Genomic DNA, 26371 nt, shown 5'->3' on the forward strand with positions numbered 1-26371 from the left:
ACTTAGCTAATACCCAATATTTGAGCCGGGTTGTCCCACAACAAACGCTTTGCATGCTCTTCATTGCTTAAGTGCTTTATACGTTCGAACGCTGGATTTAAGTTTGTGGTGCGCTTTTCTATATCGTGAGCGTCGCTGGCCAAAATATGAATAGAGCCTGCTTTTAATAAACTCTCAGCAATAGATTGCGCTTGTTGGCGAAACTTACCCAAAAACGAATCTGCAGTAACTTGGAACAAACAGCCGAGCTTAATCAACTGAGACAGCTGATACGGGTTTTTCCAGATCCCATGGTTACGTTCAGGGTGAGCGATCATCACTTGAATACTGTTCTTTTGTAACCAACGAATAAGCGTGCTGGTACCTTGTGGCACACTGCCGTGAGGAAGCTCCAACAACAACAAAGGCTTTTGCTGATACTCTCCAATAAAAGGCAGCTTTTCTTGCATTGCCCATTGCATCACCTCTGGGCACAAATGAACCTCGGCCGCGCTGCGCAACTCGACATCAATGTCTCGTTGCGATAGCGCTATCTGTAAGGTATTAAAGGCGGCTTCTATGGTTGCAGGGGTATTGTTGTAAGTGCCCGGATGCATGTGTGGTGTGGCCACCATTACCTTAGTACCATTGGCTTGCGCCATGCTTACCATTTCAATGGCTTGCTGAAGGTTTTGCGCACCATCATCAATGCCTGGAAGAATATGGCTATGTAAATCAATGAACATTTTCACCTCCTGCTGAGTCCCACGTAGAAGGTCGTTTTAAGAACATAACCAATACGCTGGCAGACAATAAGCCTGCGTAATTAAAGCCAAGATCACCCCAAGAAAACTGGCGATACACCGAGAATGCCTGCAAGCCTTCATCGACAGTAAATGCTAAGCACAACAGCAACACAATTGCCCGAATACCCGCAAATTTAACCGCGTAAATACGCTCACTCACCGCCATCATTGACAACGTACTGCAGGTTAATGCCGCCACAAAATGAACCACCGTATCGCCACCTAAGTAGATTTCTAAGCGTGCAAAAAACACGCTGTAGTTACCGGAGCTTTTTAAGCCTGTGGCCACCAGCAGCGCTATACAAACGCAGCCGCAAGCAATTTGCCAAAGTCGCTGATTAAGCCTTTGCGCAAGCGGCATAATCTACTCCAGCTAATAAATATAAGGCACAAGCGCGTTGCTTAAACTGCGGTTTTAACATTGCTTGGCTAAGGCCACGATGCATAAAATCATGTTGCTCAACTTTTAGTAGCGCCTCCGCCACCTGAGTACGCTGGGCGACCGTTAATTCAGGCCACAGGCTTAAACCAATTTCTAGGTAGGCAAACAAGGTAACAGGCGCGTTCTCTCCCACTTTGCGGGCCATGCTTAAATAATGCATTGCTTCTTGACTACCGGCTTTTCGATACAAGGCATTTTTTGCTAAATCAACATAGGTATTAGGCCAAGTTGGTCTGAGTTCAACCGAGCGCAAATAGTACTTTTGGGCTTTTAGTAAGTTGTGCTTTTTAAGTATGGATTTATTGGCTGTTTCAGAGGCTAAAACCAGCTTGAAAAAATTGTTCCATTCTACTTGTTTAGCCGCCAGTACTTGGTAGTGAGGATGAGTATTTTGCCACGCTAACATGTCGTGGGTAACTTGTTCTGCAACGTCTAGATTATTCGCAGTAAGTTGTGAACTTAGGTTTTGTTGCCAGCGTTTATGCCAAGCATCAACGGCATAACTATTGGCATTGGCTAAACCATATTGCACCGACACAACCGCTACCCACAGTGACACCAGCAGCACTCCTAACAAACACAACTTGTCTCTAACTTGCGCCATTACTACCTTCTCTTTGGTTTACCGCTTTCGGCTATTACATGCATCGCGGCTTTACTCAGCTGCGTACAAATCACTCAGTTGGGCGTTTAAGCGCTTCGCTTCAAAACGACTAACAAATACCTCTCGACACTGTTGAGACATCGCCTCAAGCGTTTCACGGTTAAGCTTGCAAATCACTTTGGCTAATGCATCGCTGTTACTGTTTTCAAATACGTAACCCGTGCTGCCTTCGGTGACTAAACTTGGTAAAGCTCCTGCATCACTCACCACTACTGGCAAGCCTTGGCGAAACGCTTCAATCACAACTAAACCAAACCCTTCCCAGCGCGACGGCACCACTAAGGCATCCACCGAGGCGTATAAATCGCGAAGCTGTTCTTGGCTACACCAACCATGCTGAACCACTCGGCCATCAGACAGGTTAAGCTGCTGATTAGACACCACACTCGCACCCGCAATATGCAATTCAACCTCACTATCTACATCAGCGATTGCGTCAATCAGCAGGTCGACGCCTTTTTGTTTATCTAGTCGCCCCACAAACAATAGCTTTAACATGCCTTGCTTGGTGGTACTTTTCTTGGCAAGTTCTAAGTCATTAAGGGCGTTTTCAAACACCACCATTTTGTGCTCAGGAATGCTTTGTTGCAGTGCGCTTTGATAGTCATGATGAGAAATATTGATGACAGAGCTGACTCGGTAAGCCAGTACTTTTTCAATCAAAGAAAAAACTTTGGCTTTAACGCCGGTATAGCCGTCGAAGCACCAACCATGGGGGCAATACACTACCTTGCGATGATTGCGCTTTGAGATTAAGCCCGGTATACGGCACACCACACCGGCAAACGTACTGTGAATATGAATCACATCGGGGTTAAAATCGATAACCGCTTGTTTGAACAATTTAGCCAAATTAGCACACGAACCTAGGCTGCGGCTTGGTCGTTCAAAGCTTTGATAGTAAGCCTTTAACGGCGCATCTTCGGCGATGTGCTGTTTAGGCGCAATAACCTGAATATTCTCCGAACCATAACGCTCAACTTGGTAGGGAATAATAGTATTGAGGTAGGTTTCCACTCCGCCAACCAGAGTCTCGGTAACATGTAGTATTTTCATGATAACTGGCTCTCTGCTTGGTATTTGTCTAGGCGTTGCAACATATCTCGAAATTCAACATCCCACGCACTTACTACTTGATGGCGAGCTTGAACAACCTGTTCCTTAAGTTCACTCATATCCGCTAGCTGTATTTGCTCGGCATGTTGCTTCATCCCCTCTGTGGAAAAATCAAACAACATGCTAGTGGGCAGCTTAGCGGCAGCAACAAACGAGCTCACTTTACTGTCCCAGCTCATCACCGTAAAAGGCACCGAAAACGAGAATGCGCTAATGGCAGAATGTAAACGGGTGGCAAATACACATTGCGCTTGGCTAACCACAGAGACTAAATCTTCTACCTTCTCGGTATTCACCACTTTGGCATCAGCAAGCTGTGTAGCAATGTGGCTCATGTATTGCTCGTCTTCCTGCGCGCCGTTGGTATATAACACCGGTACTAATCCCGCCGCTTTAACCTTATCTACAGTCGTCTTCAACCACTGCAAATAGCTCTGTTCGCTAAAATTAACATCGTGATCAGAGTTCACCATTAACACCGTAGGATTCACAATATTAATGGCCGCATAGGGTGTTGAAGAGAGTTCAGAACTCGCTAAATCACTATAAGTGAGGTTTAAGTTCACCGCGGGATCTATGCTCACGACCACTTTGCTCGCCAGTTCAGCACCCAATAGCTGCTCTATGTTGGCTTTGCTAGCGGCGTCTCTCACTGAGATATAACGACATTTTTTGGCACTAAACAGCTTTTTAAACAACCAACGCCCTAAACCCGACATCCGCTTAGCCACGCCGACATAGACCACGGCGTAATCAGTATTTGAGAAGTAGCAAAACAGCGATAAAAAATACAACTTTAACGGAAAGTTTAAATACACATCGCTAATCAAATTGCCGCCACCAATCAATACCACATCGGCCGCTTTAATTTTTGCCATCCATACGCGGTAGTTTTTTAGTGCCACCAGCATGCCATTCAAAGGAATAAATACTTGTCTTACCCATTCAAAACGACTTTTTAGAATCTTATCTTTAATCGCATTTTGCGATGCGCTGCGCGCGAAGTCGTGTCGCCCAGCAATATCTAAGGCGTCACTTGAAATGTCATAATTACCTAGCTTCCATGCTAAAGAATGATGAATGAGCGCATCACCATAATTGTCACTGTAGGGCACAGCCGCAATCAGATAATGGGTATCCTTATTGGTCATCTAAGACTCCTTGTCGTGAACTTCCAAACAATAATGAATAGCTAGGAAGCAGGTAAATTGCTGCTGATAAGATATGCCTGAAATAACTTCCTTGGTCTGGTTCAAACAACAACAGCACAAACATATGAGAACAAAATAAGGTCAGCAGTAAATCGCCCTGTTTGCGCTTAAGCATTTGGCCACAAATGACTATCACGCCGACACTGAACAGCAATAACAACAGTTGGTTTAAGCCTTGGGCAAATAGCAGGGGTAAGCTAAGTTGCAATAAAGCCCAGCCAAAGTTGATGATAAAAGGGATCCCGCGGGCAACATCAACCAAGTTATCAAATGCGGTCACATTGAAACTGCCTTCTAACTTTGCGTAGTTATTGGAAATGTCTCGTTGCCCTTGAGACATTTGATAAAAGGCATCGGGAAGCAAAAACGCTAAACATACAAAAAATGCTAAAAAGTACCAAACGGGTTTAAAACTGGCTAATTGGAAGGCGGTACGATTAAGGCTATTGCGTATTGGAAATCCCTTATCACTAAAGTATTGAATCACATAACCCGCAGCAAACACGCCTAAAATTAAAAAGTAGTAGGAGCGCACTTGCACTGCATAGGCAATGTAGAACACGATTACGCAAACCAGAAAAGCTTTTCGACTAAAATAGGTGGAGTAGAAAACCACTAAACATAGCGCCATTACTATGGTTTCTTTAGCTGGCCAAATAACATTAAGTAACATACTTGGTAGGGTAAATAAGCTAACAATAAGAAAGTCTTTCAGTGTGACAACAAACTTTGAAATCACCAAAATCCATAAAAAGCCGATTATCGCTGTAGAGGCGACTGCACTCTCTCTACCAAGAAAATAAAGCAGTTCACGAGTTGCCTGAAAGGAGCCGTCTAATTCAAAGAAAACAAAGCGACCTTCGATTTTCATCGCGTCGTAGCCCCACTTCCAGGGCAAAAAGTCTTTACCGACAGTCATCAAAAACAGCAGCATTAGCGACCAAAACAGTAAGTAGCAAACACCCAACTTGGTGCGTCTAAATTCGAGCATATGATCCGCCCGAAGACTGCTTATCGGCATACGTTAACGAGACTAACCAAGTGGCCAAATAACAAACCGCTAAGCCCAGCACTCCAGCTGAAAACTTGAGTGAAACAGCCGAACACACTAGGCACACCAACAGAGTAAGCAAACAGTTTGTGTAAACCTGCTTATCAGCGGAGAACTTGACGAAAATATGATAAACCGGCCCGAAATAAAGTCGCACGCAAGCGGCCAATGCAAATAGACCCCATACTAAAATTGTTGACCCAGCCAACTCTGAAAACTGAAAAAGTATCAGTACAGCAAGCGCCGATAAAGCCAATCCTGCAAAGCTTAAAAACACCCCGTCTTTACGTACTTTTAAATAGCTTTTCTTAATGTCTTTAGAGGCAAGAATTTCTGGAACCTGCACACTGTTGCGTATTGCTAAGATAAAAACGAACAACTGAAAAATTCGCCCTCCCCATGCAATCACCCCGGTGTCGTATTCACTTAAGGTGTAACCACTGATTAAAATGATGCCCCAAAACAATACGTATTCACTTAAAGTGAACGCAAGAAACTTGGAGTCTTGTTTAAGTTGCTGACCCAAAGCCCCTTTTGGCTGCGGGTCGTGTTGCTTAAAACCTTGTAGCAATTTGCTTAGCCCAAAAATAGCGAACAAAACAAAATACGCCATTAAGCACACGCTAAGAACAACAAACACATTGCTTTGTTTAAACCACAGTGCCGCAAGTAAGAAGATGAGCGAGCTAAACACAAAAAACACGCCCGCTTCAAACAGGTAGGAACGGTAGAACTCTTTAATCACTCGATGTGATAAAGACACCATTTGAACAATAGAAAAGCCTGCTATATATAAAAAGCAGAACAACATCACCTCAGGTTGCTCAAAGCTTAAGGGAACAATAATCACCGATAAAATTAAACTTAATACCAATGATAAACGGCATTTTTCAAATAAGACTCTAGAGGCTTTTAACGTTTCCCCTTGGGTTGAGAGGTCAAAATACTGGCCGAAGAAAGAATACTCAGAGCCATAACGTCCAATCACCAGAATCAGGTTAGCGATAGAAATAGCAAAAGAAACCTTGCCAAAACTGTCCATGCCGTAGAGCCAAGTAATCACCGACGAAAACAAGATTAAGCCTGTTGCACTAAAGGCGCGCAGCAAAGTAATACTGCCAAAGCGTTTCACTAAGGACTCTATTCGCTTAAAGCCATTCATGTAGTAGTACCGTATTCGCGGTAATAGCCGTAGCGGGTTTCATGTTTTGGATTTACCCGATTGAGGATAACGCCATCGACCACCACGTTGTGGCTAATCAGTTGCGACAATGTATGCTCAATTTGGCTTACTTTAGTACGGCCAGCATTCACCACAACAATGCTCGACTTAGTAATTTGCCCCACAATTAAGGCGTCACTCACCGCGGCAATGGGCGGGGTATCGATAATGATTTTGTCGTAATGTTGGCTGAGGTCATCAATCAGAGCTTTAAACTTCACCCCGGCTAACAGCTCCTGCGGATTAGCGGTTTGCATACCGGCCGGTAATAAATCTAAGCCAGAGCGCTCGTGATGCACAATACAATCATCAAGCTCAGCTTCCATCACCAGCAAGTTACTTAAACCAGGATGGGCACGGTTTAAATTAAAACGTTCACCTAACGAAGGCTTACGTAAATCACAATCAATGAGCAGGGTTTTTTCCATACCTGCCATTGCTACGGCCAAGTTTAATGCGGTGGTGGTTTTACCTTCATTAGGTACCGATGAGGTAATAGACAACAACTTACGTTGCTGACTCATCATGCTTAGCATGACCGAAGTTCGAATGCTTCTCACTGCCTCACTAAAGTTGATTTGCTTTTCGTCGAAGAACTGCTCTAAAGGCAAGGTGTCTTTATTAAAACGAGAACCTTTAACTAAAGGAATCACGCCTAATGGGGTTAAGCGTAACTTATCTTCGATACCTGAGGCACTTTCAATAGTGTTGTTTAAAGACTGGCCTAACAAGGCTAAAACGATGGCTAACATCATCCCCATCACCGAGGCCAACAAAATAATAATGCCTTTTTTAGGTTTTGCTGGAAATAATGGGGTAACGGCACGGTCAGCAAAGCGGGCAACCGCGGCTTGAAAGTCACTGGTCGCGCTGGTTTCTTTTTGTCGAGTAACAAACAAATCATAAAGATTTTGGTTACTATCCACTTCGCGCTTTAAGGCATTGTAGGTTGCACGTTTTAAGGCAATATCTTGAAATTCTGCTTTCTTGTTTTCCATTTCGCTGCGAATCGCATTTTCTTGGCTTCGCGCGCTACGGAGTTCCTTTTCTACGCCAGATGCTAGCACCCTTAATAATACTTCAGAGCGATTTTTAACAGAGGCTAACTGGGCTTGAGCGCGGATCATTTTGTCATGCTTTGGTCCGTAACGCTTACTCAGTTCAGACACTAAACGTTCGGCTTCTATTTGCGCTAAACGTATATCACGTAACTGCGGGTGGTTAGAAATAGCCGTAACCGACGACAACTCAGAAATAGCAGTATTTTTGTTATCTTGTAATAGATAATAAATTGACTCAGAAGCCGTACGACGGTCTTGAGCGTCAGCTAATCGACGACTTAAATTACCCAACTCAGAGCTGGCTAAACTGTCGATTCCGCTAACATCAACTAATTGCTCTCTTTGTAAAAACTCACTTAAGCGCCCTTGTGATTGAATAACCGCCGCTTGCAATACGCCAATCCTATCAGCCAGCCAGTTCGTCGCCTCTTGGTTAGCGATAATACGACTTTCGCGATTGCTGTTAATGTAAGTTTCGCCCACTGCATTGGCTATTTTGGCCGCTAACTTAGGGTCTTGAGAGTCAAAACTAATATTAACCAGTTGGGTTTTTTTAACCGGATTAATATGGAGGTTATCGCGAAATGTTTTCATTACCTTTTGGCGAGCAATTTCTTGCTGTTGCTCTAAATTTGGAAGTTCATCCACTGGCATAAAACTTTGGATTAATGGCACAGATTGTAAGATGGCTTTTATACCATCAAGGCTTAAACCTTTTCCGTCGTTTTCACCATTAAACTCCGGATTGTCATAGAGTTTAAACTCATCAATAACTCGCTGAGCAATACTGCGCGATTTAAGAAGCTCAAACTGGGTTAAATAGTATTCTTGTTTTGACGTATCAATACCAATCACATCATCGATAGATACTGCTTTTCGTTGCTCTGCCTCAATGAGCAGTACAGCAGTTGCTTGATAGGTAGGTTTAATGGCAAATACCACTAATATCGCCAGCAAAACGCTAATGAAAGTAAACCCAATAATCATTAACCAGCGCGACTTTAATATCACAAGGTATTGCATCACATTGATAAACTCATCATCGTTTCGATTGTTGCCACGAAATGTCGATGCACCATTCACTGCTGTTGTCATTAACTACCTACTTCCCTGTTGGTAAAACCGTCTAAAATATTTAACTGACCGAGCTTAGAAAAAGCTCGCCTTCACCACGATAATATCGCCGGGTGTGATTTTGTGTTTCAACGCGGCTTTAACCAAATCATTATCACCATCACCTGGTGTAATATTGATGTTGGTTTTAGATGCTCGCTCGGTAAAGCCTCCCGCTAAAGCGATCGCTTTTTCTACCGTTAGCCCTGGTTGGTAAGCGTAACCACCAGGGTGCTCCACCTCACCATTAATAAAAATCTGACGGTAACCAATAATGTTAACGGCCACCTTGGGATTAATAAGGTAATCACCAAGCAAACCGCGCTCGATACTCTCTTTAAGCTGCTGAGCAGTAAGATTATTTACCGGAATACGGCCTAAATAGGGGTAATCGATTTTGCCGCTGTTAGTCACCAATAACTCCATCGACAAGTCGCTCTCGCCGTAAACCACAATCTGAATGCGGTCACCAGCGCCCAAGCGGTAGCTCAGATCTAAGTCATCGGCACTAACAGGAGAGCTAAGCACCAGTAAACCTAACACTATGCTTAACCAGCTTTGCCACTTATGAGTGGCCAGCTTAACCGACGCCAACAAACGTTCCCTATTCATCAAAACTCCTTGTACAAGCTTGTTTCTAGTAAGCTGTTTTGCCTACAAAACCTTTAAAAATGGTGAGAAAAACAATTTTAATATCCATCCACAATGTCCAAACACGAATGTACTCCAAATCGTATTGAACCCGTTTTTCCATTTTTTCTAAGGTATCTGTTTCACCACGATAACCGTTTATTTGTGCCCACCCGGTAATACCAGGCTTCACTTTATGACGTAGCATGTAACGATTAACAATTTGGCGATATTCTTCGTTATGCGATACCGCATGTGGACGAGGTCCAACAATAGACATGCTCCCCATCAGTACGTTGAAGAACTGAGGCAATTCATCTAAAGAAGTACGGCGAATAAACGCGCCAAATTTGGTAACTCTAGGGTCGTTTTTAGTCGCCTGCTTAACCACCGCGCCGTTATCTTGGGTGCTCATAGAGCGAAACTTCCAAACTCGAATTCTTTTGCCATCTAAACCATAGCGATCTTGCTTAAACAAAATGGGGCCAGGAGATGAACGCTTAACCCCAATGGCTACCGCTAACAGTAATGGGCTAATTAACATGATAATAATGGAAGCAAGCACGATGTCTTGGATCCGCTTAACTAACATACTGCCGCCTCTAAACGGGCTATCAAAAACACTAATGGTTTGAATATCGCCCAGAGAGCTCCAACGCGAATGCAGTAAGTTGTAAGTAAAGAAATCAGGAACAATGAAAGTGGTGGTAGTAGTATCTGAGAGCTGTTGTAGATACTTAGTAATCCGCTCTTTTGCATGCATAGGCAGAGCGATATAGACATGATCAACTTCGCCACACTTAGCCATATCTAATACGGTGTCGACTTTAGCAATAGGGCCAATAAAGCCAGAGTCTTCTAATCTAGATTTATCGCGGTCATCAAAGAAACCAACAAACTGAATACCCAGTTCATCGCTGTTTTCAAAGGTTTCTTTAAGTTGAATACCGTTAGGGGAAACACCAATAATGGCAGCGCGCCTTGTGTTGTAACCAAAACGGCGTAACACCGCTAAGCTTTCTCGAAACACTAAACGTGACAAAATCAGCAACATAGGTGTAATCAACACCCATGATCCAACCACAACACGAGAATAAGTAGCAGATACTTTGAGGAAATAATTAACTGCAAACAATAACGCTATGCTTACAATCCAAACCCACAAGCTAACCATCGCCTGCTCTTTGAGTGAAGCAACTCGCCAAGAGCGATAAAGATTAAACGACTCGGCAACCACCAGATAGATGGCTGAAAGTCCAACCCCCATCAGTTGAAAGGCAAATTCGTAACTGCCATTTTTGAGCCAAGATAAACCTGCCAGAGCGGCAATAATAAGAAAAACATCTGAGATTCGATAAACGACAGCGAGTTCAAATTCATTAGATCGAACGACACCATTTTGGTTCTGCATATCCATTTGCATACCTCTAAATCAAGCTGAAAATCCATGTTGTGCTTGTATATCTGTGTCTCAAATGGGTCGTTACTAAATTCAAGCTTGGCATTTTCTGCTCTTTAGCTGAACTCTTCATACAGGTCAAAACGAAGCAGACCTAAATCACAAAACTTAAAAACAACACAGACTTTAAGGTGATCGAGATCTCAAAAAAAATAACTAAGAAATCCATTTATAGGTATCTGTATTGTATTTGTCAACAAAAAATATAAAGCACAACAACATTTTTTTAGCCATTATTTGACTAATAGTTTATGTGCCACACACCTTATAATTGATAAATTTAATTTTTATGACCATAACATGTCAAGAATATGAATGTCACCAATGTGGCGAAAAAAATATGTTTGAAACTGTAAAGATAGGTGGAAGAAATAGCTTTAATTTCAGATATTTAAAATCGGGAAATGTTTTTATACTGTTTAAAACGAAAAAAGCCACGCAATAGCGTGGCTTTTTAAAAATGGCGGAGGAGGAGAGATTTGAACTCTCGAAGGGCTATTAACCCTTGCCGGTTTTCAAGACCGGTGCATTCGACCACTCTGCCACCCCTCCGCAGCGGTGTGAATATTACGTATATGAATTTAGAATGTAAAGACTAAAACCGTTTAACCGCTCGCAATTCAGTCAATTAAGCGTAAGTTTTTCTCTGCTCGTTGAATTATTCGCCAGTCCTCGTCTTTTTTAGGTCAACTAGCAAATGCTTAGCCTTAACCCAAAGACTTAATTAGTACCTTTTATTCACCTAAAAACGGATAACGAACGCCAACTTGAGCACGAATTTCATCCAATGTTTGCATCGTAGCAATACTGTCTTGCCAGCCCATGACTTCACTTTGTAACTTGCCTGCCGCAACACATTGCATCACTTCTTCAATCTGATACTCGAATCCAGAGGCCTTAAATGGGAAATCAAGCATCTGCTCAGCTTGACCACCAACACGCAAGCTGGCTTTAGTACCTACCCAGAACATGTTTGGCACTCGAATAGAACCTTTAGTCCCATAAATCGTAAAATCATTTTCGGTGGTAGCCAGAAAGTTGCAGGTAAACTGACTGGCCGCGTTACCGTAATTCAGAATCACCGAGCTACGCTCGTCAACACCCGTTTCACCGACAATGCCATCGGCTAAAATTTTAGTCGGATTGCTTTGCATAATAAACTGGGACATCGATACGTTATACACGCCCATATCCAGTAAACAGCCACCCGCTAAGTCGATATTTAGTAAGCGGTCATTATCATCACGCGGAATGTTAAAACCAAAGCTAGAACTCATTAGCTTAATATCACCAATCAATTGCTCATCTAACCAACGGCGAACTTGTTGCCAGACAGGCTGGAAACGGGTCCATAAGGCTTCCATCAAAAACACCTTATTCTGCTCAGCGATATCAACCAAGGCTTGAGTTTGCGCGGCATTTACTGTGAGGGGTTTTTCACATAGCACCGGCTTGCCAGCCTCTAGACACATTTTAATACTGTCAAAATGAAACCGGTGGGGATTGGCAATGTAAATAGCATCTACATTTGGATCTTCGGCTAAGCGCTGGTAATCATCATAGGCATATTGGCCAGAAAACTCATCAGCGAATGCTTGAGCTCGCGCTAAGTTTGAACTCGCCACCGCATATAACTCAGCGTTAGGAACTACAGCTAAAGCTTCAGCAAAATTACGGGCAATACGACCAGGAGCGATGAGCCCCCAATTAAATGCGCGATCTGTCATGTTCGCTCTCTTTGATAAGTCAAATAAAGGTTTATTTTAACCCGTTTATGTTCACTTGCCAGTCACGCTCCCGCTTGCACCTAAAACATATAACAAACTGTGAAGCGCATCGACTAGCACGTTTTTTCAATGAAACTTTTCATGATTAAATCAATAAAAACATCATGCTAAGCACTCACTACGGCTTGCGAGCTTCAACTAAAGTAAACCATGGCTATCGCTAAAACGGCCAAGGCGATAATCTGCCATTGCAGCGCCAATGGGCAAAGCAGCACTAATGCTATACAGGCCATTAATGCCCTCTCCCAATGCTGTAATTTTCGTTTTTGCCAGCCTTGCATCACCAAGGTAAAAGCATATAAACCGGGTAAAGCAAACCCAAACACTTGAAGCGCAGCTAGCCAGTTACCGTGAGCAAGTGGCGTATAGGCAAACAATAGCGGAATAATGTATAAACCCTTGGCAATTTTCCAAGAGGTAAAGCCAGTAGCCATTGGGGGGGATTTAGCAATAGCGGCTGCGGTAAACGTACATAAACATACTGGCGGCGTAACATTACTGTCTTGCGATAACCAAAAAATGACTAAGTGGGATGCTAACAGCAACATTGAAATAGTCGCCTCATCAAGCAGCATCGGACGCAATAAGGCCATCATTTCGTCTGGCATTTGCGCAATAACGTTCTGCGCTTCAGCCAAACTTAAACTGCCTTGCTCAGGGCTAACGCCTACCAGCATTAACACTGCTTGAACTTCTGCACTGATGCTTCCAGAGCTCAATACATTCACTAACTCAGCATTAGCCATAAGTTGCAGTAAAGCTGGCGCAGACAAAGTAGCCAGTACAATGTATGAGGCGGTAACAGGCAACCCCATGCCTAATACCAAGGAAGCAATAGCCACCAGTAACAAAGCAATAAGTAAGCTGCCACCCGACCACTCGGTAATCATCAAAGAAAATGTATTGCCTATACCAGCAGTGGCAATAACGTTAACGATTAAGCCTACAGAGCAAAGCAATACCGCCGTAACCACCATATTTCGAGAACCCAGCGCAAAAGCATCGGCAATAGCCCGCAAGCCCATTTTATTGGGGGTAAACCAAGAGCTAACAATAACAGCGATGATGGCGATTACTGCTGCATAGGTGGGTGTGTACCCCATCACTAACAACACAATGAGCAGGGTAACTGGCACAATAAACGACAAACCTTCGCGCATCACCATTGGTAACAGCGGTGGTGCCTTTTCCATGGTGCGAGTAAGCCCGGCCTTGTAAGACTCGGTTCGCACATAAAACACTAACGAGGCGAAGTAGAGTATCGCGGGCAAAATACTCACCATAACAATAGTGCTGTAAGGGATCTGAGTATAACTGGCCATGACAAAAGCCCCTGCCCCCATAATTGGCGGAACAATTTGCCCACCTGTTGAGGCTGATGCTTCTACTGCTGCAGCGAATCGAGGGCTAAAGCCGGCATTTTTCATCAGTGGAATAGTGACTACACCAGTTGATGCGGTATTGGCCACAGCACTGCCAGAAATAGTCCCGGTTAACCCCGAAGCAATAATCGCAACAATGCCCGGCCCTCCGACTAAACGACTCGCAATACTTTTAGATAGGTGAATGACAAAGTCACCAGCCCCAGATCGCAGTAAGAACGCGCCAAACAAAATAAACATAAATACAAAGCTGGCCGAAATTCGAGCAATATTGCCAAAAATGGCATCGTCGCCATAAATACTTCTAAACAAAAGGGTTTCTAAGCTAAGACCCTTAAACTGAAACACCCCAGGAACAAAATTCCCCCACCATGCTAAATAAGAAATCGCGGTTACAATTAAGATGGGGATAACCCAACCGGTTGCTCGGCGAGTCATATCGATAGCGCCGAGTATCACTACCGTGCCACACAACCAATCTAAAGCGACTAAACGTACTCCACGCTCATAGATTAGGTCTTCAGCAAACAGTAAATAAACTGCAGATAGCGCAATCGCTAACACCCATACCTTATCAAGCAATGAAACAAATCTATTGTCTGTTAACGGCTTAAGTAGGCCACATAACAGTACAAAACCAGCGAAGTGTAAGATGTTCTGTTGTAGCACTGCGATGTCGGCAAAGATATTGAAATAAACATGAGCGAGGCTAATTACAATACCCAAACCATAAACCACGGGTACAGCACGGGTATCTTCAATTTCCTGACGAATACTGTCAGGTACGGCGTTCCACTGCATGCTTAAGGATCCTGAAGGTAGAAGAATCTAAAAAGAAAAAACCTAGGCACTACACCTAGGCTTTAAGCCACGCTAACTAGTTGGCAACAAGGTGATCTGGAATATCTAAGCCTGCTTCGCGGTAGTAACGAGCAGCGCCTGGATGTAGCGGAGCGGGTAAACCGGCAAGCGCTTTGTCTAAGGCCATAGCGTTAGTCGCTTTATGAATGGCTTGCAAAAAGCCTAAGTTTTCGTAAACGGTTTTGGTGAGCAGGTAGACAAACTCTTCATCTACATCAGCATGTACTGCCAGAAAATTAGGCTGCGCCATAGTATTCCAATCTTCGCTTAAATTTGGATAAGTACCGGCAGGGATAACATAACGGGTCCACAAACCTAAACCACCATTGGCCTTTTTCATCTGTTCATCAGTCACCGCAAGGGGCATAACATCCGCTGCAGCGGCTGCAAACAACTTGGTTACCGCACCAGTAGGTGCACCAGCAGGTGTGTTAATGCCTTCAACTTGGCCATTTTGCAGGGCTTCTGCTGATGGACCATAACCTGCTGAAAACAGCTCCATTTGTTTATCTATATCCACACCAAGATTACTCAGTAAAAAACGATTGGAACCAATGGTGCCCGAGTTCTTTTTACCTAAAGCTACTTTGCTACCCGTCAACGCCAGTAAATCACTTAAATCACCGTTTTTAGCGTGCTCCTTTTTCACCACAAATTGCTCAACGTTTTGCCACAACATAGTGATAGAACGAAGGTGAGTTTGCTTGCCTTCCTTCTCCAAAGGTCCAGTACCATTTACCGCATATGAACCATACAAACCTTGTAAAATGGCAAACTGCGCTTCTTTGTCACGCAAAAGCTTAATGTTCTCACCAGAGCCTGCAGAGTTAATCGCCGAAACACTCACTTTGTGCTTAGGTTGAATTTTCACCTTCGTTAAAGTGGCTAACGCCACCCCCACTGGGTAATAAGTACCGCCAGTACTGGCTGTTGCTAACAGGTAATTAGTGCCTGTGTCAGCGTGTACTGAAAAAGATAATGCACTCGCGATTAACGCGACCTTGCCAAGCCAGTTACGCATGGTTTTACTCTCCTTAGTAAGCAGCCCAGATACAACTCGAGCCAAACACGGTGTTGATTATGAAATCACAATGATTTAATGAATTTTCATCCTAGACATCGCGGCTTAAATTAACAAGCTATTAACATAGCTATTCGACTAAAGTTGCAAATGGTAAATAACGCTATTCAAAGTACTTTTTAAAGAGAGCGGCGAACTCGGCAGATTCACGTACCTGCGCCAAGGCTTGTTGAAAGCGTTGTAACTCTAGCTGACTAATTGAGCGATTAAAGGCAAAACAATATTGGTGTTCAAATAAGCGAAAAATGGGTTTAAAACTTGATTCATGCCCTACTACGCTTTGCTCGGCAAGCGCAATTAAATCGACTCGGCGTAAGGCTAACAACTTAAACGCTTGCTCAACAGTTTTTAGCCTGTGCAGATTGTCTTTTAACTCGGTGTTACTTAAGTAACCGTCTATTGCTTGCCCTTTAATCACCGCAATTTTATAGCTCGCAGCATCACTCAGTTGGGAAATCTTCAATTTACTATCAGACAAGCCATAAAACTGGCCTTTGGCAGAGTTAATCGGGCAAGCCCACTTAAAGTAGTCTTTACGTTGATGAGTTTTAATTGTGGAGAACAACACCGTATAACTTTGTTGCTGCAAAATAGAATAGCCACGTGCCCAAGGCACCATTTCTACCTTTGGCATTGGGCTACCAAGCTGTTTAAAGACTAACGTTAAAAGCTCAATAGAAAAACCACTTACCTGTTCTTGCTCAGTAAAGTTGTAAGGGAAATATTCTTCGCTGTAATACCGCAACTCTTCCAAAGTATGGGCATAAAGAGGCGTACTGGAAAACAACATAGCAAAGACAAAAGGCTTGATATTGAGCAAACAAATGTCCTCTTTAGGCTAACGGCCTTTGATGATAATGGCGATAATGCCATTGCAAACTGGCCAGCTATAGCACTTCTGATTAAGTACAAGTACACTTCTCACTCACTTATTCGATAGAGTATTAGCCTTTGAGTTTTTATCGACTGTGCTGCGCAGTGTTACTCAGTTTTTGCAGCGCTTCTCTGCATGCCTCAGCTTGGCATGAAAGCCAGCCGACTGCCGCGGGTAAACGCTCTATTAAACAAGTGATTAAGACTTATCATAACGATAGTCTAAAGCGGCTATTACCGCTATTTGTCGCCGCTAAAGTGGACTACCCCCCACAAAAAATAACTTTATTGGCCAGCAAACGGTCACGCCGACTGGAGCTTTGGGCAGACAGTGGAGAGGGGTTTAAGTATATAAATACCTATTGGATTAGACATGCCAGCGGCACTGCAGGCCCAAAACTGCGTGAAGGCGACTTACAAGTGCCCGAAGGGATTTACGAAATAAACGCTTTAAATCCAAATAGCAAATTCCACCTTTCGATGAAGCTAAACTATCCCAACAGTTTTGATTTAGAGAAAGCTAAACTAGAACAGCGCCATCAGCCCGGCTCCAATATTTTTATTCACGGTAAAACCTCATCGGTAGGCTGTTTAGCCATGGGTGACCAAAACATCGAAGACTTGTTTGTACTGGTGGAGAGAATTGGCCCCAACAACAGTAAAGTGGTCATTGCCCCTCACGATCCACGACTGTTATCCTTATTCCCAGTACCAGATCATTTACCCGAATGGACCGGTGAGCTATATAAACAAATTCAACAACAATTTGAACAATTTAGCCAATGAGTTAGGCTAAGCGTATTGCTTAACTCGTAAAAGGAGAAGTTGTTAATGCCAATTGTGCATATTCGCTCCCTAGCACTGACCGACTCAGTAGATATGCCAGCGCTTTTGAACAAACTGGCCAAAGACTTTGCCCAACAGGCCAAGATTCAACTAGAGCATATTAGCCTTGACTGGCAATACATTCAGCCAGGGCACTACTTCGTTAACCAGCAAGTACACATGCAGCAACATGTTCATCAACCTCCTCTCATTGCAGAATTGATCGTACCCGATGTACACAGTGAGAAGCGCCAGCAGCAGCTATTAAGCTTGCTAGCTAAGCTCATTCATCAGCACAGTCATATTGCGCTAAACAACATTTTTATATCACTGCAGGTCGCCCAGTCAGGGACTATTTTTGATAATGGAAAAATCGTTACTTGGCCTCAAAAGGGCTAAGAGGGAAGTACCTTACATTCAACTACTTACCGTATTCTCTAGGCAAATTGATTTTGAAACCCAAACCCTGCGGCTCAGCGGTAAAACTCTCTACGCTGCCAAGTAAGTGTTGATGCACCAAGTTATATACTTGATTTAACCCTAAGCCCACATTGCCAGAGCTGCGCCCAGTTGTATAAAAAGGATTAAAGATGAGGTTTATATCTTCGGCTTGCACGCCTGTTCCATTGTCTTGATAAACAATTTCAACAGTCTCATGTGAGGCGCTAATATCCACTTTAATATGCGGGAAGGTTTGGCTAGAAAAACCATGTTGAATTGAGTTATCAATTAGACAAGAAAATACCAATTCTACTGCGCGCTGATTAAGCAACATATTTGGATTTGCGCCAGAAATAGACAACTGAATTTGTCGCTCCGAAAAAGGCTGCAAAAACATTTGTAGCTGTTGCTCCAACCATGTTTTTAGATTTAGTCGCTGCAAACTGGCATCAATGTCGCTGCCAGCCAAGGCCTTAAAAGTATTAACTAAGGCTGCCGAGCGCTGCAAGCTGCTTTCAAGTAATTCACCGCCCTCTGCCCCTTGGCGTATCAACGCTTCTAAGTCTGAGCGGGCTAAGGTTCCATTTTCTAAACTTTGCCCTATCGTTTGAAAGTTACTCACCAACTGAGAGGCCGCGGTAATTCCTACTCCTAAGGGGGTGTTAAGTTCATGAGCCATTCCAGCTACCAGGCCACCCAAGGCTGCCATTTTCTCTTTTTCCACCAGTTCTAATTGGGTATCGTTTAACTTACCCAATGTATCTTGTAGAGTATGATTTGCTTGCTCGAGCTCATAAGTGCGCTCGGTAACTCGTTGCTCCAGTTGTTCCTGATCTCGAGTCACTCTCTCCGCCATGCTATTAAGTAAACTCCCCACTTGATTGAACTCTTCATAGGCCAACGACGGCGCTTTACTGTCGTAGCGGCCTTCTGAGTAGTTAGCCACCAAACGACTAAGGTGCTCTAAGGGATCCACAATACGTCGAGTTAGCATTAGCGCGATAATCGCCACCAAAACAAAAATCACCAACAATATAATCACAACATTAGATTGGCGCTCTACCAACAAGCCCCAAAACGAGCGGCTTTCAGCACTTAGTGATAGCGACAAGGGCTCCGACATATTACTCAAATCTAAGTCTACATCTATGTAAAACCTACGAATCGGTTCTTCGCCTTTAGTGCCTTTAAATAACAAACGCTGCGAGTGAAATAGCTCTAAACTTCCGTGCTGAGAAATCCTCGACTCAGCTTCTTTCCATAGCGATTGCATCGGCACAAAAACCAACAACGCCCCCACCTGTTGGCTGTTCTCTATCGCGTTTAAGTTTTTCTGTACTAAAGGTTGCATCAGCAACAAACCCGAATCGCTGTCTATTGCCTCGCCATTTTCTACTAATTGGGCAAACTCGGCGTCTTGATATACTTCTACCACCGCATTATTACTACCTTGTTTGACTAACTGATTGAGCCTGCGAACTGCAGGTAAATGCGCTTTTAGATCTAGAATTTCAGCTTGAAGTGGCGCACCTTCAATAATTCGGCCATCTAAATCAACAATATAAATCGCTGAGGCCCAATCGTTTTGTTGCAGTACTTCAGTTATTAGCTGATTAGAATGGAAACCAAAAATTGCTGAGGTGGGTGTTAATACAACATCATTTACCTGCGCCAAACTTTGCAAATCTAATAGTAATTGGCGCACCCTGTGCTGAATGTTTTGAGCAATGTTATTAGCTTTTAAATACAAAGTTTGAGTAATAGCCTGTTGATCTTGCTCAGCAATTTGCTTGAGCATAAACGAGCCAATAAGCGTACTGGGCAACAAGGCTCCAAGTAAAATACTAAGCGCTAAAATGGTTCTAAGTTGGTTGGCCTTAATTCTCATTTTTTAGATGCTGTCCATAATCTCTTTCGGCATATTGCTGCATATACTCTCCGGCCTTATTTGCATCAATGACGCCTTTATTAAATAACTCAAATCCCTTACGCAAGCCAATCCAAGCACTGCCTTGTGCTGCCTCGGCCGACATCGGTACCGCTAACTCTAGTTGAGCCAGCATTGCGCTTTCGTTTTCATCAGAGTTTACTTTTATTTCACTAATTAGTTGGCTATCTACCGGTAAGAAACGCGCCTTTTCGTAAAGTACGCGCTGAACCTTTTCGCTTTGCAAAAATACACTTAATTGCTTAAGCGCCTCGGCTTTGGGGCCATCTAAACTGTTATCAGGAAACACTAACACTAAGCTAGAAGACAACGGTCGAAAGGCTTTTTTGCCAATATTGGGAATTAACGCAATACCTAAGTCATCCCCTAAGTGCTTCTCAAAATCAGCAACTGCCCACTCACCGTTTATTGCATATGCTACTTTGCCTTCAATGAAATCTTTGTATCCACAGTCGTAGGTGCACTCAGAGCTCACCAACCCTCGGGTAGCTAAGCTTTTGTAAAAATTAAGCGCATCATTCATTGGCGGGTCATTTAAGGTCACCAATTTTCCACGAGTCATTCGCCCACCAAAAGTATTGTAAAAGCCCGCAAACCAATACATCTCAGAATAGTTCCAACCAATAGCAGCCACACCAGCCTCATCAAACTGATCCTTTTGCTCTAACAAAGACTGCCAAGTCGTTATTGGTTCTTTTACTAGACGGCGATTGTAAAACAGCATGAGGTGATTCCCCTGTAAAATGGGAATACCGTAAAGCGTATTATCGATGCTGGCAGTGAGTTGAATTTCGGCATTGGTTTTCTGGCTAATGAGCGCCTGCGGAACCTCAGAAAATTTGCCTTGTTCGGCAATACCTACGAAGTCTGAAGGGGCAAAAACCACATCGGCCGCAGTACCTTGCAGTACTGATTTTATTAAAGAGGGTTTTAAACTTTCTGAGGTGATTTGGTATAACGTAACTAGATGGTTATGGTCTCGAGAAAACTCTTCAAGCAGCGCTCGGAAGGTAGCGCTACCTTGTTCTCGATAGTACAAAAAACTTATCTCGACTGCGCTAGCGCCTTGCCCTAATAGACATAAAAGCAGCAACCCAACTCGCATGCAAACCTCTTCTTCATCCACCCTGCATTGAGTGTAGTTCAAATGAAGCTGTTTGCGCCTAAAATGGGCTTATAATTCGAGACATAGCAATCACTTAAGTGATTGCAGTTTGGTTATTTTGGGTCTATGCAGGCTGGTATTGCGCCACTAATTCAGCACTCTGAGTAAGCGCTGCTTTTACCCAGTTAGGCAAGTCATCAATGTCTAAGTTATCCAAGAGATTTTTAAGCTCTAGACCTAATTCAGTATCGCCTTCTATTTTCAATCGGCGTTGGAAAAAAAGCGTATCAGGATCCTCTTGACGCCCCATCATCAACACAAAGTCATTTAGTTCACCGGAAAAACTCACATCAACAGTGTCAGCTTTGGCTTGTACCTGCAATTTCTGCTGGCTAAAAGTAATGTACCAACTCGCGTTTAAATCACTCACTGTCAGCTTTAAATGGCGCTGTTCTAGAAAGTCCAAGTCACCGTCTTCAATGGCCTCGGCAAAGGATACTGCTAAGGCTTTTTCTATCACTAAACTTTGTAAAGAAAAAGGGCAATATTTGGCAGGTAAACTCAATACCCTTGGCATTTCTTTCACTAAAGACCGTTTCAAGCGAGTAAGCACTTAGTTACCTCATAAAAATAAAATCAACGTATATAAGTGGCTCAGTTTACTCAAGTTTGCATAGCGCAAAGCTGCGCTGAGTCAATATCCAATAGAACTAAGCCCAGTAGAATGACAAAAAATCTCTAGTAGAGCGACATATGGAATTACTTTGTCCTGCCGGCTCATTACCTGCAGTTAAAGCAGCGGTAGACCACGGCGCCGATGCCATTTATATCGGTTTTAAAGATGCCACTAACGCACGCCACTTTGCGGGTTTAAACTTCGAAGGCAAAAAACTAGATAAAGCCGTTGATTACCTAAAAAGCCGCCAGCGCCAATTGCATGTAGCAATCAACACTTTTGCTCACCCTCAGCAACACCACCTATGGTTTGCAGCCATTGATCGCGCCGTTGAAATTGGTGCCGATGTGGTGATTTTGGCCGACATTGCTTTACTGGAATATGCTAAACAGCGTCATCCTAATTTAACGGTACATTTATCGGTGCAGGCCTCGGCCACTAATGCCTCGGCAATTGCATTCTATCAACGTAACTTCAATGTAAAACGGGTGGTATTGCCACGCGTGCTATCGATACACCAAGTTAAGCAACTTTCTAGAGCTTGCCCAGATATGGAGCTTGAAGTATTCGCCTTTGGTAGCTTGTGTGTCATGGCAGAAGGGCGCTGTTATTTGTCATCGTATTTAACTGGCGAATCACCAAATACGGTTGGAGCCTGTTCACCAGCTTCTTTTGTTCGCTGGCAAGAAACCGAACAAGGCTTAGAATCTCGCCTGAATGACATTCTAATTGACCGCTATGGGCCCAATGAAACAGCTGGTTACCCAACGCTGTGTAAGGGCCGTTTCGATGTAGATGGCCACCGTTATCATGCGCTTGAAGAACCTACTAGCCTAAATACCCTCGAATTATTGCCAGAACTGTTTTCTGCCAATATCTCTGCAGTAAAAATTGAAGGCCGGCAACGCAGCCCAGCCTATGTCGCGCAAGTGACTCAAGTGTGGCGTGAAGCTATTGATAGCTACCAGCGTGACCCTGAGCAGTATGCAGCAAAAAATCAATGGATGAGCCAATTAGCGAAACTGTCTGAAGGCAGCCAAACTACCTTAGGCGCTTATCACAAAGCTTGGCAATAGAAATAGGTACATTATGAAGTATGCACTTGGGCCAATTTTGTATTATTGGCCAAACCATAAAATTGAAGAGTTTTACCACTTGGCTAAAGCCAGTAGCGCAGACATTATCTACCTTGGCGAAACTGTTTGTAGCAAACGTCGCAACATGAAAGCACAAGATTGGATAGACCTGGCAAAACAACTGAACCAAGCAGGTAAGCAAGTCGCGATTTCTACCATGGCCTTACTAGAGGCACCGTCTGAGATCCGTAACTTAAAAAAGCTGATTGATAACGGTGACTTTATCATTGAAGCCAATGACTTCAGCGCTATCGAAGAAGCCCATAAAGCTAAATTGCCATTTGTTTGTGGCCCAGCCATTAATATTTACAACGCTTATGCCTTAAAAGTATTAGCAGACCAAGGCATGCAACGCTGGGTAATGCCAGTTGAGCTATCGAGAGATTGGCTTCAAAAGCTCAGTGACGAGTGTACTGAAATGGGTATTCGTGAACGCTTTGAAATAGAGGTTTTTGCTTATGGGCATTTGCCACTAGCCTATTCCGCGCGTTGCTTCACTGCACAGTCTGAAGGCAAAAGCAAAGACAACTGCGAAACCTGCTGTATTAACTACCCTAACGGTCGTCGAGTAGACAGCCAAGAAGGCCAGCCACTGTTTGTACTTAACGGTATTCAAACGCTTTCTGGTGATTGCTACGACTTGATTAACGACCAACAAAGCATGCAGGGTTTAGTTGATATAGTGCGGATTAGTCCACTGGGTGAAGAGAGTATTGAACACTTAGAAGCTTTTCGACGTCGCACAGAAACCAGCGAACCTTTCCCCACTCCCGACAGTGTTAACGGCTACTGGCACCAAATTGCTGGCATTCGCCAGCAAGATTAAACCAAATCTAATCGTGATGAGAGCGAGTTAAATCTGGCTCTCATAACGGTTTAGTTCAAACAAGGCCAAACGGTGTTCTACAAAATCATACACGTTGTTGGCTAACGATAATTTGAAGTAACTGCTTGCCAACTGTGGGTCGCCAGCGCGCTGGGCTAATTTAGCCATGTAGAAATAAGCTTCGCATAAACGCTCAGCCAAAGCGCGGTTATCACCCTCTACATCCATGGTGCTGCGTAGAAACTCTTGTTGAGTGATTTCGCCGGCATACAAACGAACAATTTCCCAACCCCAATCTTCATTTTGATACGTTTCTAAGGCTTCGCTTAGCTCTGCAGCTGCGCCTTCTTCACCAGCTTCAAGCTGAATAAGGTAGCGCCACAACACACGGTAAGGGTCATTAGGTGCTTGGTCTGCATAGTGTTTTACATCAACGATGGCCAACTCAGGTTTGTTGGCATAATTAAGCGCAATTCCACGATAGAAATAAGCAAAGCTATAATTTGGAGCCAACTCTACCGCCGAGTCAAAAGCTTCAAATGCGCTATCAAACTCTTCGGCTAAGGTGAAATAAACACCTAAGAAATTGTAGGCTTCTACAAAGTCAGGCTTTAACTGAATAGCCCGGTTAAAATCGAAGCGTGCTAAGGCTCTCAGCCCAACGCGGTCAAATACAATGCCGCGCTCGTAATAAAGCTGCGCCATTTGGTCTTGATTGTATTCACCAGAGTTAAGCATTTGTCCAAGGCGCGCTAGAGCGACTTCAGATTGATAATTAACTTGTAAAGGTGTGGCTAATACCACCGTTTGCGGAGCTTGACTTGAAGTGCTGGCACAAGCGCTAAGGTAACCAAAAGTCACTAACATACACCCGGTGCGCAAGGCTTTAATTAACATATCACTTCCATTTTTCTCGTTGAGCTAAGGGCTGAAAAATAGCGACTTTCAGCCCTGTTTATGTTGTTTACCCTAGCAAGAGAAGAAGATTAGGGAAACCGAAAGTTGCCATTATCGACAAATTTCTTATTTTGAATGAGTATCTAAAACGTCGAAAGATTTCACCAAATCATCCAAGGCTTTAATCTGCGTTAAAAATGGCTCTAGCTTCGACAAGGGCAATGCACTTGGTCCATCACATTGTGCATTATCTGGATCTGGATGAGCCTCTAAAAACAATCCAGCCAGTCCGGTAGCCATACCGGCTTTAGCCAACTCGCCAACTTGCTCACGGCGACCGCCAGAGGCAGCACCTAATGGATCGCGACATTGCAGCGCATGGGTAACATCAAAAATAACTGGCGAACCATTACTAACTTTTTTCATGGTACCAAAACCTAGCGTATCAACCACCAAGTTGTCGTAACCAAAGTTACTGCCACGTTCACACAGAATAATCTTGTCATTGCCACACTCAGCAAACTTATCAACAATATTGCCCATTTGTGACGGGCTTAAAAACTGAGGTTTCTTTACGTTAATTACCGCGCCCGTTTTAGCCATTGCTTCAACTAAGTCGGTTTGGCGTGCTAAAAAGGCAGGTAATTGAATAACGTCTGCCACTTCAGCAACTGGAGCGGCTTGCGCTATTTCATGTACATCGGTAATCACCGGAATAGAAAACTGCTGCTTAATCTCTTCTAACAAACGTAAACCCTGCTCCATGCCTGGGCCACGGTAAGAATGCACCGATGAACGGTTTGCTTTATCAAACGACGCTTTAAATACGTAAGGAATACCTAACTTGCTGGTTACTTCTACAAAATGCTCGGCTATACGCATCGCTAATTCACGAGACTCTAATACGTTCATTCCGGCAAACAAAGTAAATGGCGCGTTATTGGCTACGGGGATTGCGCCAATATTAACGGTTTTCTGCTGCATGCTATTCCTCTTAATGCAAAATGGCAGGTTGCGAATCCATGGAGTGGATTTGCACCTTTAGTATCTTCGACAATGGGTCGTCGGGACACTGTTCAATAAAATATTCAAAGTCATTAATTGCAACGCTATTGCAATCAAGTTGTTGGTAGATAAACCCTCTGTCGCGCATTTCGTGTGGGTCACCAGGCTTTAAGCGTAGTAACACTTGAGAAACCCGCAACGCCTTCTCAAACTCATCTTCGCGTAAACAGGCACTCTTTAATTCGCCCAGCCAGCGCTCTGTCACTTGTGAAGAGCTAATCGGTTCTAAATTGTCACTCAGTAATCGAGCCAAGTTACCTTTATGTCCGCGATGAATCACTTCAAGTTGGCTTAGGCTTTTTTGCTCACCCGCAAAGGCATCAAAATAGATAAATCTATCGGTCAGCTTTACTGCCAAAATTGTTTGTGCCGGAAAGGCTAAGGCGTGACATTCGATATCGAGTTTACGGGCAAAGTAATGCAGTAACACCGCTAAACTGGTGCCATTACCACAACGCCGGCTCAAGGCATCACTAATCAACCAGTTCTTACTGTGATAGTAAGACTGCCAATCACTGCTAAAGCCCAAGTCTTTATAAAAAAGCGTTTTGAGCTGTTCAAATCGAAGCTCAACCGTGTCTTCTAGTGGGTTGAGTTTGAGCCAATCTAACCACAGCCTATGCAAGGTTTTACGAACCAACGCAAAGGACTGCCCAGTGATCTCTTCTTCAATACCTAAAATGCGAAAAATCACTCGTTTCTTTCCTTACTTTA

General features: G+C 43.6%; 24 protein-coding genes and 1 tRNA gene. 4 read left to right on the top strand and 21 right to left on the bottom strand.

All coding sequences use genetic code 11. The annotated features are described in order from the left end of the window. Positions 1–2: 2 nt before the first annotated feature. From FFR00_RS00965 to FFR00_RS01035, 15 genes are all read right to left on the bottom strand, one after another. Complete coding sequence (locus FFR00_RS00965; protein WP_137671498.1) at positions 3–725, bottom strand: tyrosine-protein phosphatase; 723 nt, start codon at positions 723–725, stop codon at positions 3–5. After that, the gene (locus FFR00_RS00970; RefSeq protein WP_137671499.1) at positions 715–1146 is read right to left on the bottom strand and encodes a hypothetical protein; all 432 of its coding nucleotides are present in this window, start codon (positions 1144–1146) and stop codon (positions 715–717) included. Before FFR00_RS00970 ends, FFR00_RS00965 begins: the two co-directional genes overlap by 11 nt. Next, on the bottom strand, positions 1124–1831 hold the full coding sequence (locus tag FFR00_RS00975) for a hypothetical protein (RefSeq protein WP_137671500.1): 708 nt from the start codon (positions 1829–1831) through the stop codon (positions 1124–1126). The genes FFR00_RS00970 and FFR00_RS00975 overlap by 23 nt, the downstream gene beginning before the upstream one ends. Before the next feature lie 51 nt (positions 1832–1882). Beyond that, the gene (locus tag FFR00_RS00980; RefSeq protein ID WP_137671501.1) at positions 1883–2947 is read right to left on the bottom strand and encodes a glycosyltransferase family 4 protein; all 1065 of its coding nucleotides are present in this window, start codon (positions 2945–2947) and stop codon (positions 1883–1885) included. Then, positions 2944–4158, bottom strand: coding sequence for a polysaccharide pyruvyl transferase family protein (locus FFR00_RS00985; RefSeq protein ID WP_137671502.1), 1215 nt, complete (start codon positions 4156–4158; stop codon positions 2944–2946). The genes FFR00_RS00980 and FFR00_RS00985 overlap by 4 nt, the downstream gene beginning before the upstream one ends. Beyond that, positions 4148–5209: a hypothetical protein gene (locus tag FFR00_RS00990; protein ID WP_137671503.1), complete on the bottom strand. Its 1062-nt coding sequence runs from the start codon at positions 5207–5209 to the stop codon at positions 4148–4150. The genes FFR00_RS00985 and FFR00_RS00990 overlap by 11 nt, the downstream gene beginning before the upstream one ends. Continuing rightward, positions 5196–6431 (bottom strand): hypothetical protein, encoded by a 1236-nt coding sequence (locus FFR00_RS00995; RefSeq protein ID WP_137671504.1) that lies wholly within the window; start codon positions 6429–6431, stop codon positions 5196–5198. The genes FFR00_RS00990 and FFR00_RS00995 overlap by 14 nt, the downstream gene beginning before the upstream one ends. Next, a complete protein-coding gene (locus FFR00_RS01000) occupies positions 6428–8647 on the bottom strand; it encodes a polysaccharide biosynthesis tyrosine autokinase (protein WP_137671505.1) in 2220 nt (739 codons plus the stop codon). The genes FFR00_RS00995 and FFR00_RS01000 overlap by 4 nt, the downstream gene beginning before the upstream one ends. Before the next feature lie 54 nt (positions 8648–8701). Then, entirely contained in the window at positions 8702–9277 is a 576-nt protein-coding gene (locus FFR00_RS01005; protein WP_201798665.1) for a polysaccharide biosynthesis/export family protein, read from the bottom strand. A gap of 25 nt (positions 9278–9302) precedes the next feature. After that, positions 9303–10712, bottom strand: coding sequence for an undecaprenyl-phosphate glucose phosphotransferase (locus tag FFR00_RS01010; protein ID WP_137671506.1), 1410 nt, complete (start codon positions 10710–10712; stop codon positions 9303–9305). A gap of 503 nt (positions 10713–11215) precedes the next feature. Continuing rightward, positions 11216–11306 (bottom strand) — tRNA-Ser (locus FFR00_RS01015). Between the two features lie 182 nt (positions 11307–11488). Beyond that, the gene (locus FFR00_RS01020; RefSeq protein WP_137671507.1) at positions 11489–12481 is read right to left on the bottom strand and encodes a Gfo/Idh/MocA family protein; all 993 of its coding nucleotides are present in this window, start codon (positions 12479–12481) and stop codon (positions 11489–11491) included. A gap of 194 nt (positions 12482–12675) precedes the next feature. Beyond that, positions 12676–14724 (bottom strand): TRAP transporter fused permease subunit, encoded by a 2049-nt coding sequence (locus FFR00_RS01025; protein ID WP_137671508.1) that lies wholly within the window; start codon positions 14722–14724, stop codon positions 12676–12678. A 76-nt stretch (positions 14725–14800) separates the two neighbouring features. Then, positions 14801–15805 (bottom strand): TAXI family TRAP transporter solute-binding subunit, encoded by a 1005-nt coding sequence (locus FFR00_RS01030; RefSeq protein ID WP_137671509.1) that lies wholly within the window; start codon positions 15803–15805, stop codon positions 14801–14803. 163 nt (positions 15806–15968) lie between these two features. Continuing rightward, positions 15969–16685: an ABC transporter substrate-binding protein gene (locus tag FFR00_RS01035; protein ID WP_137671510.1), complete on the bottom strand. Its 717-nt coding sequence runs from the start codon at positions 16683–16685 to the stop codon at positions 15969–15971. Between the two features lie 131 nt (positions 16686–16816). On the opposite strand from FFR00_RS01035, the gene FFR00_RS01040 reads away from it, so the two are divergent. Continuing rightward, positions 16817–17524, top strand: a complete 708-nt coding sequence (locus tag FFR00_RS01040; protein ID WP_235836130.1) for a murein L,D-transpeptidase family protein — start codon at positions 16817–16819, stop codon at positions 17522–17524. A gap of 45 nt (positions 17525–17569) precedes the next feature. Then, positions 17570–17962, top strand: coding sequence for a hypothetical protein (locus FFR00_RS01045; RefSeq protein ID WP_137671511.1), 393 nt, complete (start codon positions 17570–17572; stop codon positions 17960–17962). Positions 17963–17984: 22 nt separating this feature from the next. Here FFR00_RS01045 and FFR00_RS01050 read toward each other — a convergent pair whose 3' ends face one another. The 3 genes from FFR00_RS01050 to FFR00_RS01060 all read right to left on the bottom strand — a co-directional run bounded on the left by FFR00_RS01050 (position 17985) and on the right by FFR00_RS01060 (position 21670). Then, positions 17985–19892, bottom strand: a complete 1908-nt coding sequence (locus tag FFR00_RS01050) for a sensor histidine kinase (RefSeq protein ID WP_137671512.1) — start codon at positions 19890–19892, stop codon at positions 17985–17987. Further along, positions 19882–21057, bottom strand: coding sequence for an extracellular solute-binding protein (locus FFR00_RS01055; protein WP_137671513.1), 1176 nt, complete (start codon positions 21055–21057; stop codon positions 19882–19884). The genes FFR00_RS01050 and FFR00_RS01055 overlap by 11 nt, the downstream gene beginning before the upstream one ends. 124 nt (positions 21058–21181) lie before the next feature. Next, positions 21182–21670 (bottom strand): SCP2 domain-containing protein, encoded by a 489-nt coding sequence (locus tag FFR00_RS01060; RefSeq protein WP_137671514.1) that lies wholly within the window; start codon positions 21668–21670, stop codon positions 21182–21184. Between the two features lie 140 nt (positions 21671–21810). On the opposite strand from FFR00_RS01060, the gene FFR00_RS01065 reads away from it, so the two are divergent. Together FFR00_RS01065 and FFR00_RS01070 are read left to right on the top strand one after the other, a co-directional pair. Continuing rightward, positions 21811–22809, top strand: a complete 999-nt coding sequence (locus FFR00_RS01065) for a peptidase U32 family protein (protein ID WP_137671515.1) — start codon at positions 21811–21813, stop codon at positions 22807–22809. 13 nt (positions 22810–22822) lie between these two features. Continuing rightward, the gene (locus FFR00_RS01070) at positions 22823–23695 is read left to right on the top strand and encodes a U32 family peptidase (RefSeq protein WP_137671516.1); all 873 of its coding nucleotides are present in this window, start codon (positions 22823–22825) and stop codon (positions 23693–23695) included. A 27-nt stretch (positions 23696–23722) separates the two neighbouring features. Here FFR00_RS01070 and nlpI read toward each other — a convergent pair whose 3' ends face one another. From nlpI to FFR00_RS01085, 3 genes are all read right to left on the bottom strand, one after another. Next, positions 23723–24592: a lipoprotein NlpI gene (gene nlpI, locus FFR00_RS01075; protein WP_137671517.1), complete on the bottom strand. Its 870-nt coding sequence runs from the start codon at positions 24590–24592 to the stop codon at positions 23723–23725. A gap of 126 nt (positions 24593–24718) precedes the next feature. After that, positions 24719–25576, bottom strand: coding sequence for a 3-deoxy-8-phosphooctulonate synthase (gene kdsA, locus FFR00_RS01080; RefSeq protein WP_137671518.1), 858 nt, complete (start codon positions 25574–25576; stop codon positions 24719–24721). A gap of 10 nt (positions 25577–25586) precedes the next feature. Further along, positions 25587–26351 carry a SirB1 family protein gene (locus FFR00_RS01085; protein WP_137671519.1) on the bottom strand — a complete coding sequence of 255 codons (765 nt, stop codon included), beginning with the start codon at positions 26349–26351 and terminating at the stop codon, positions 25587–25589. Positions 26352–26371 lie beyond the last annotated feature (20 nt).

The organism is Agarivorans sp. Toyoura001 (assembly GCF_005405585.1).
GTDB lineage: Bacteria > Pseudomonadota > Gammaproteobacteria > Enterobacterales > Celerinatantimonadaceae > Agarivorans.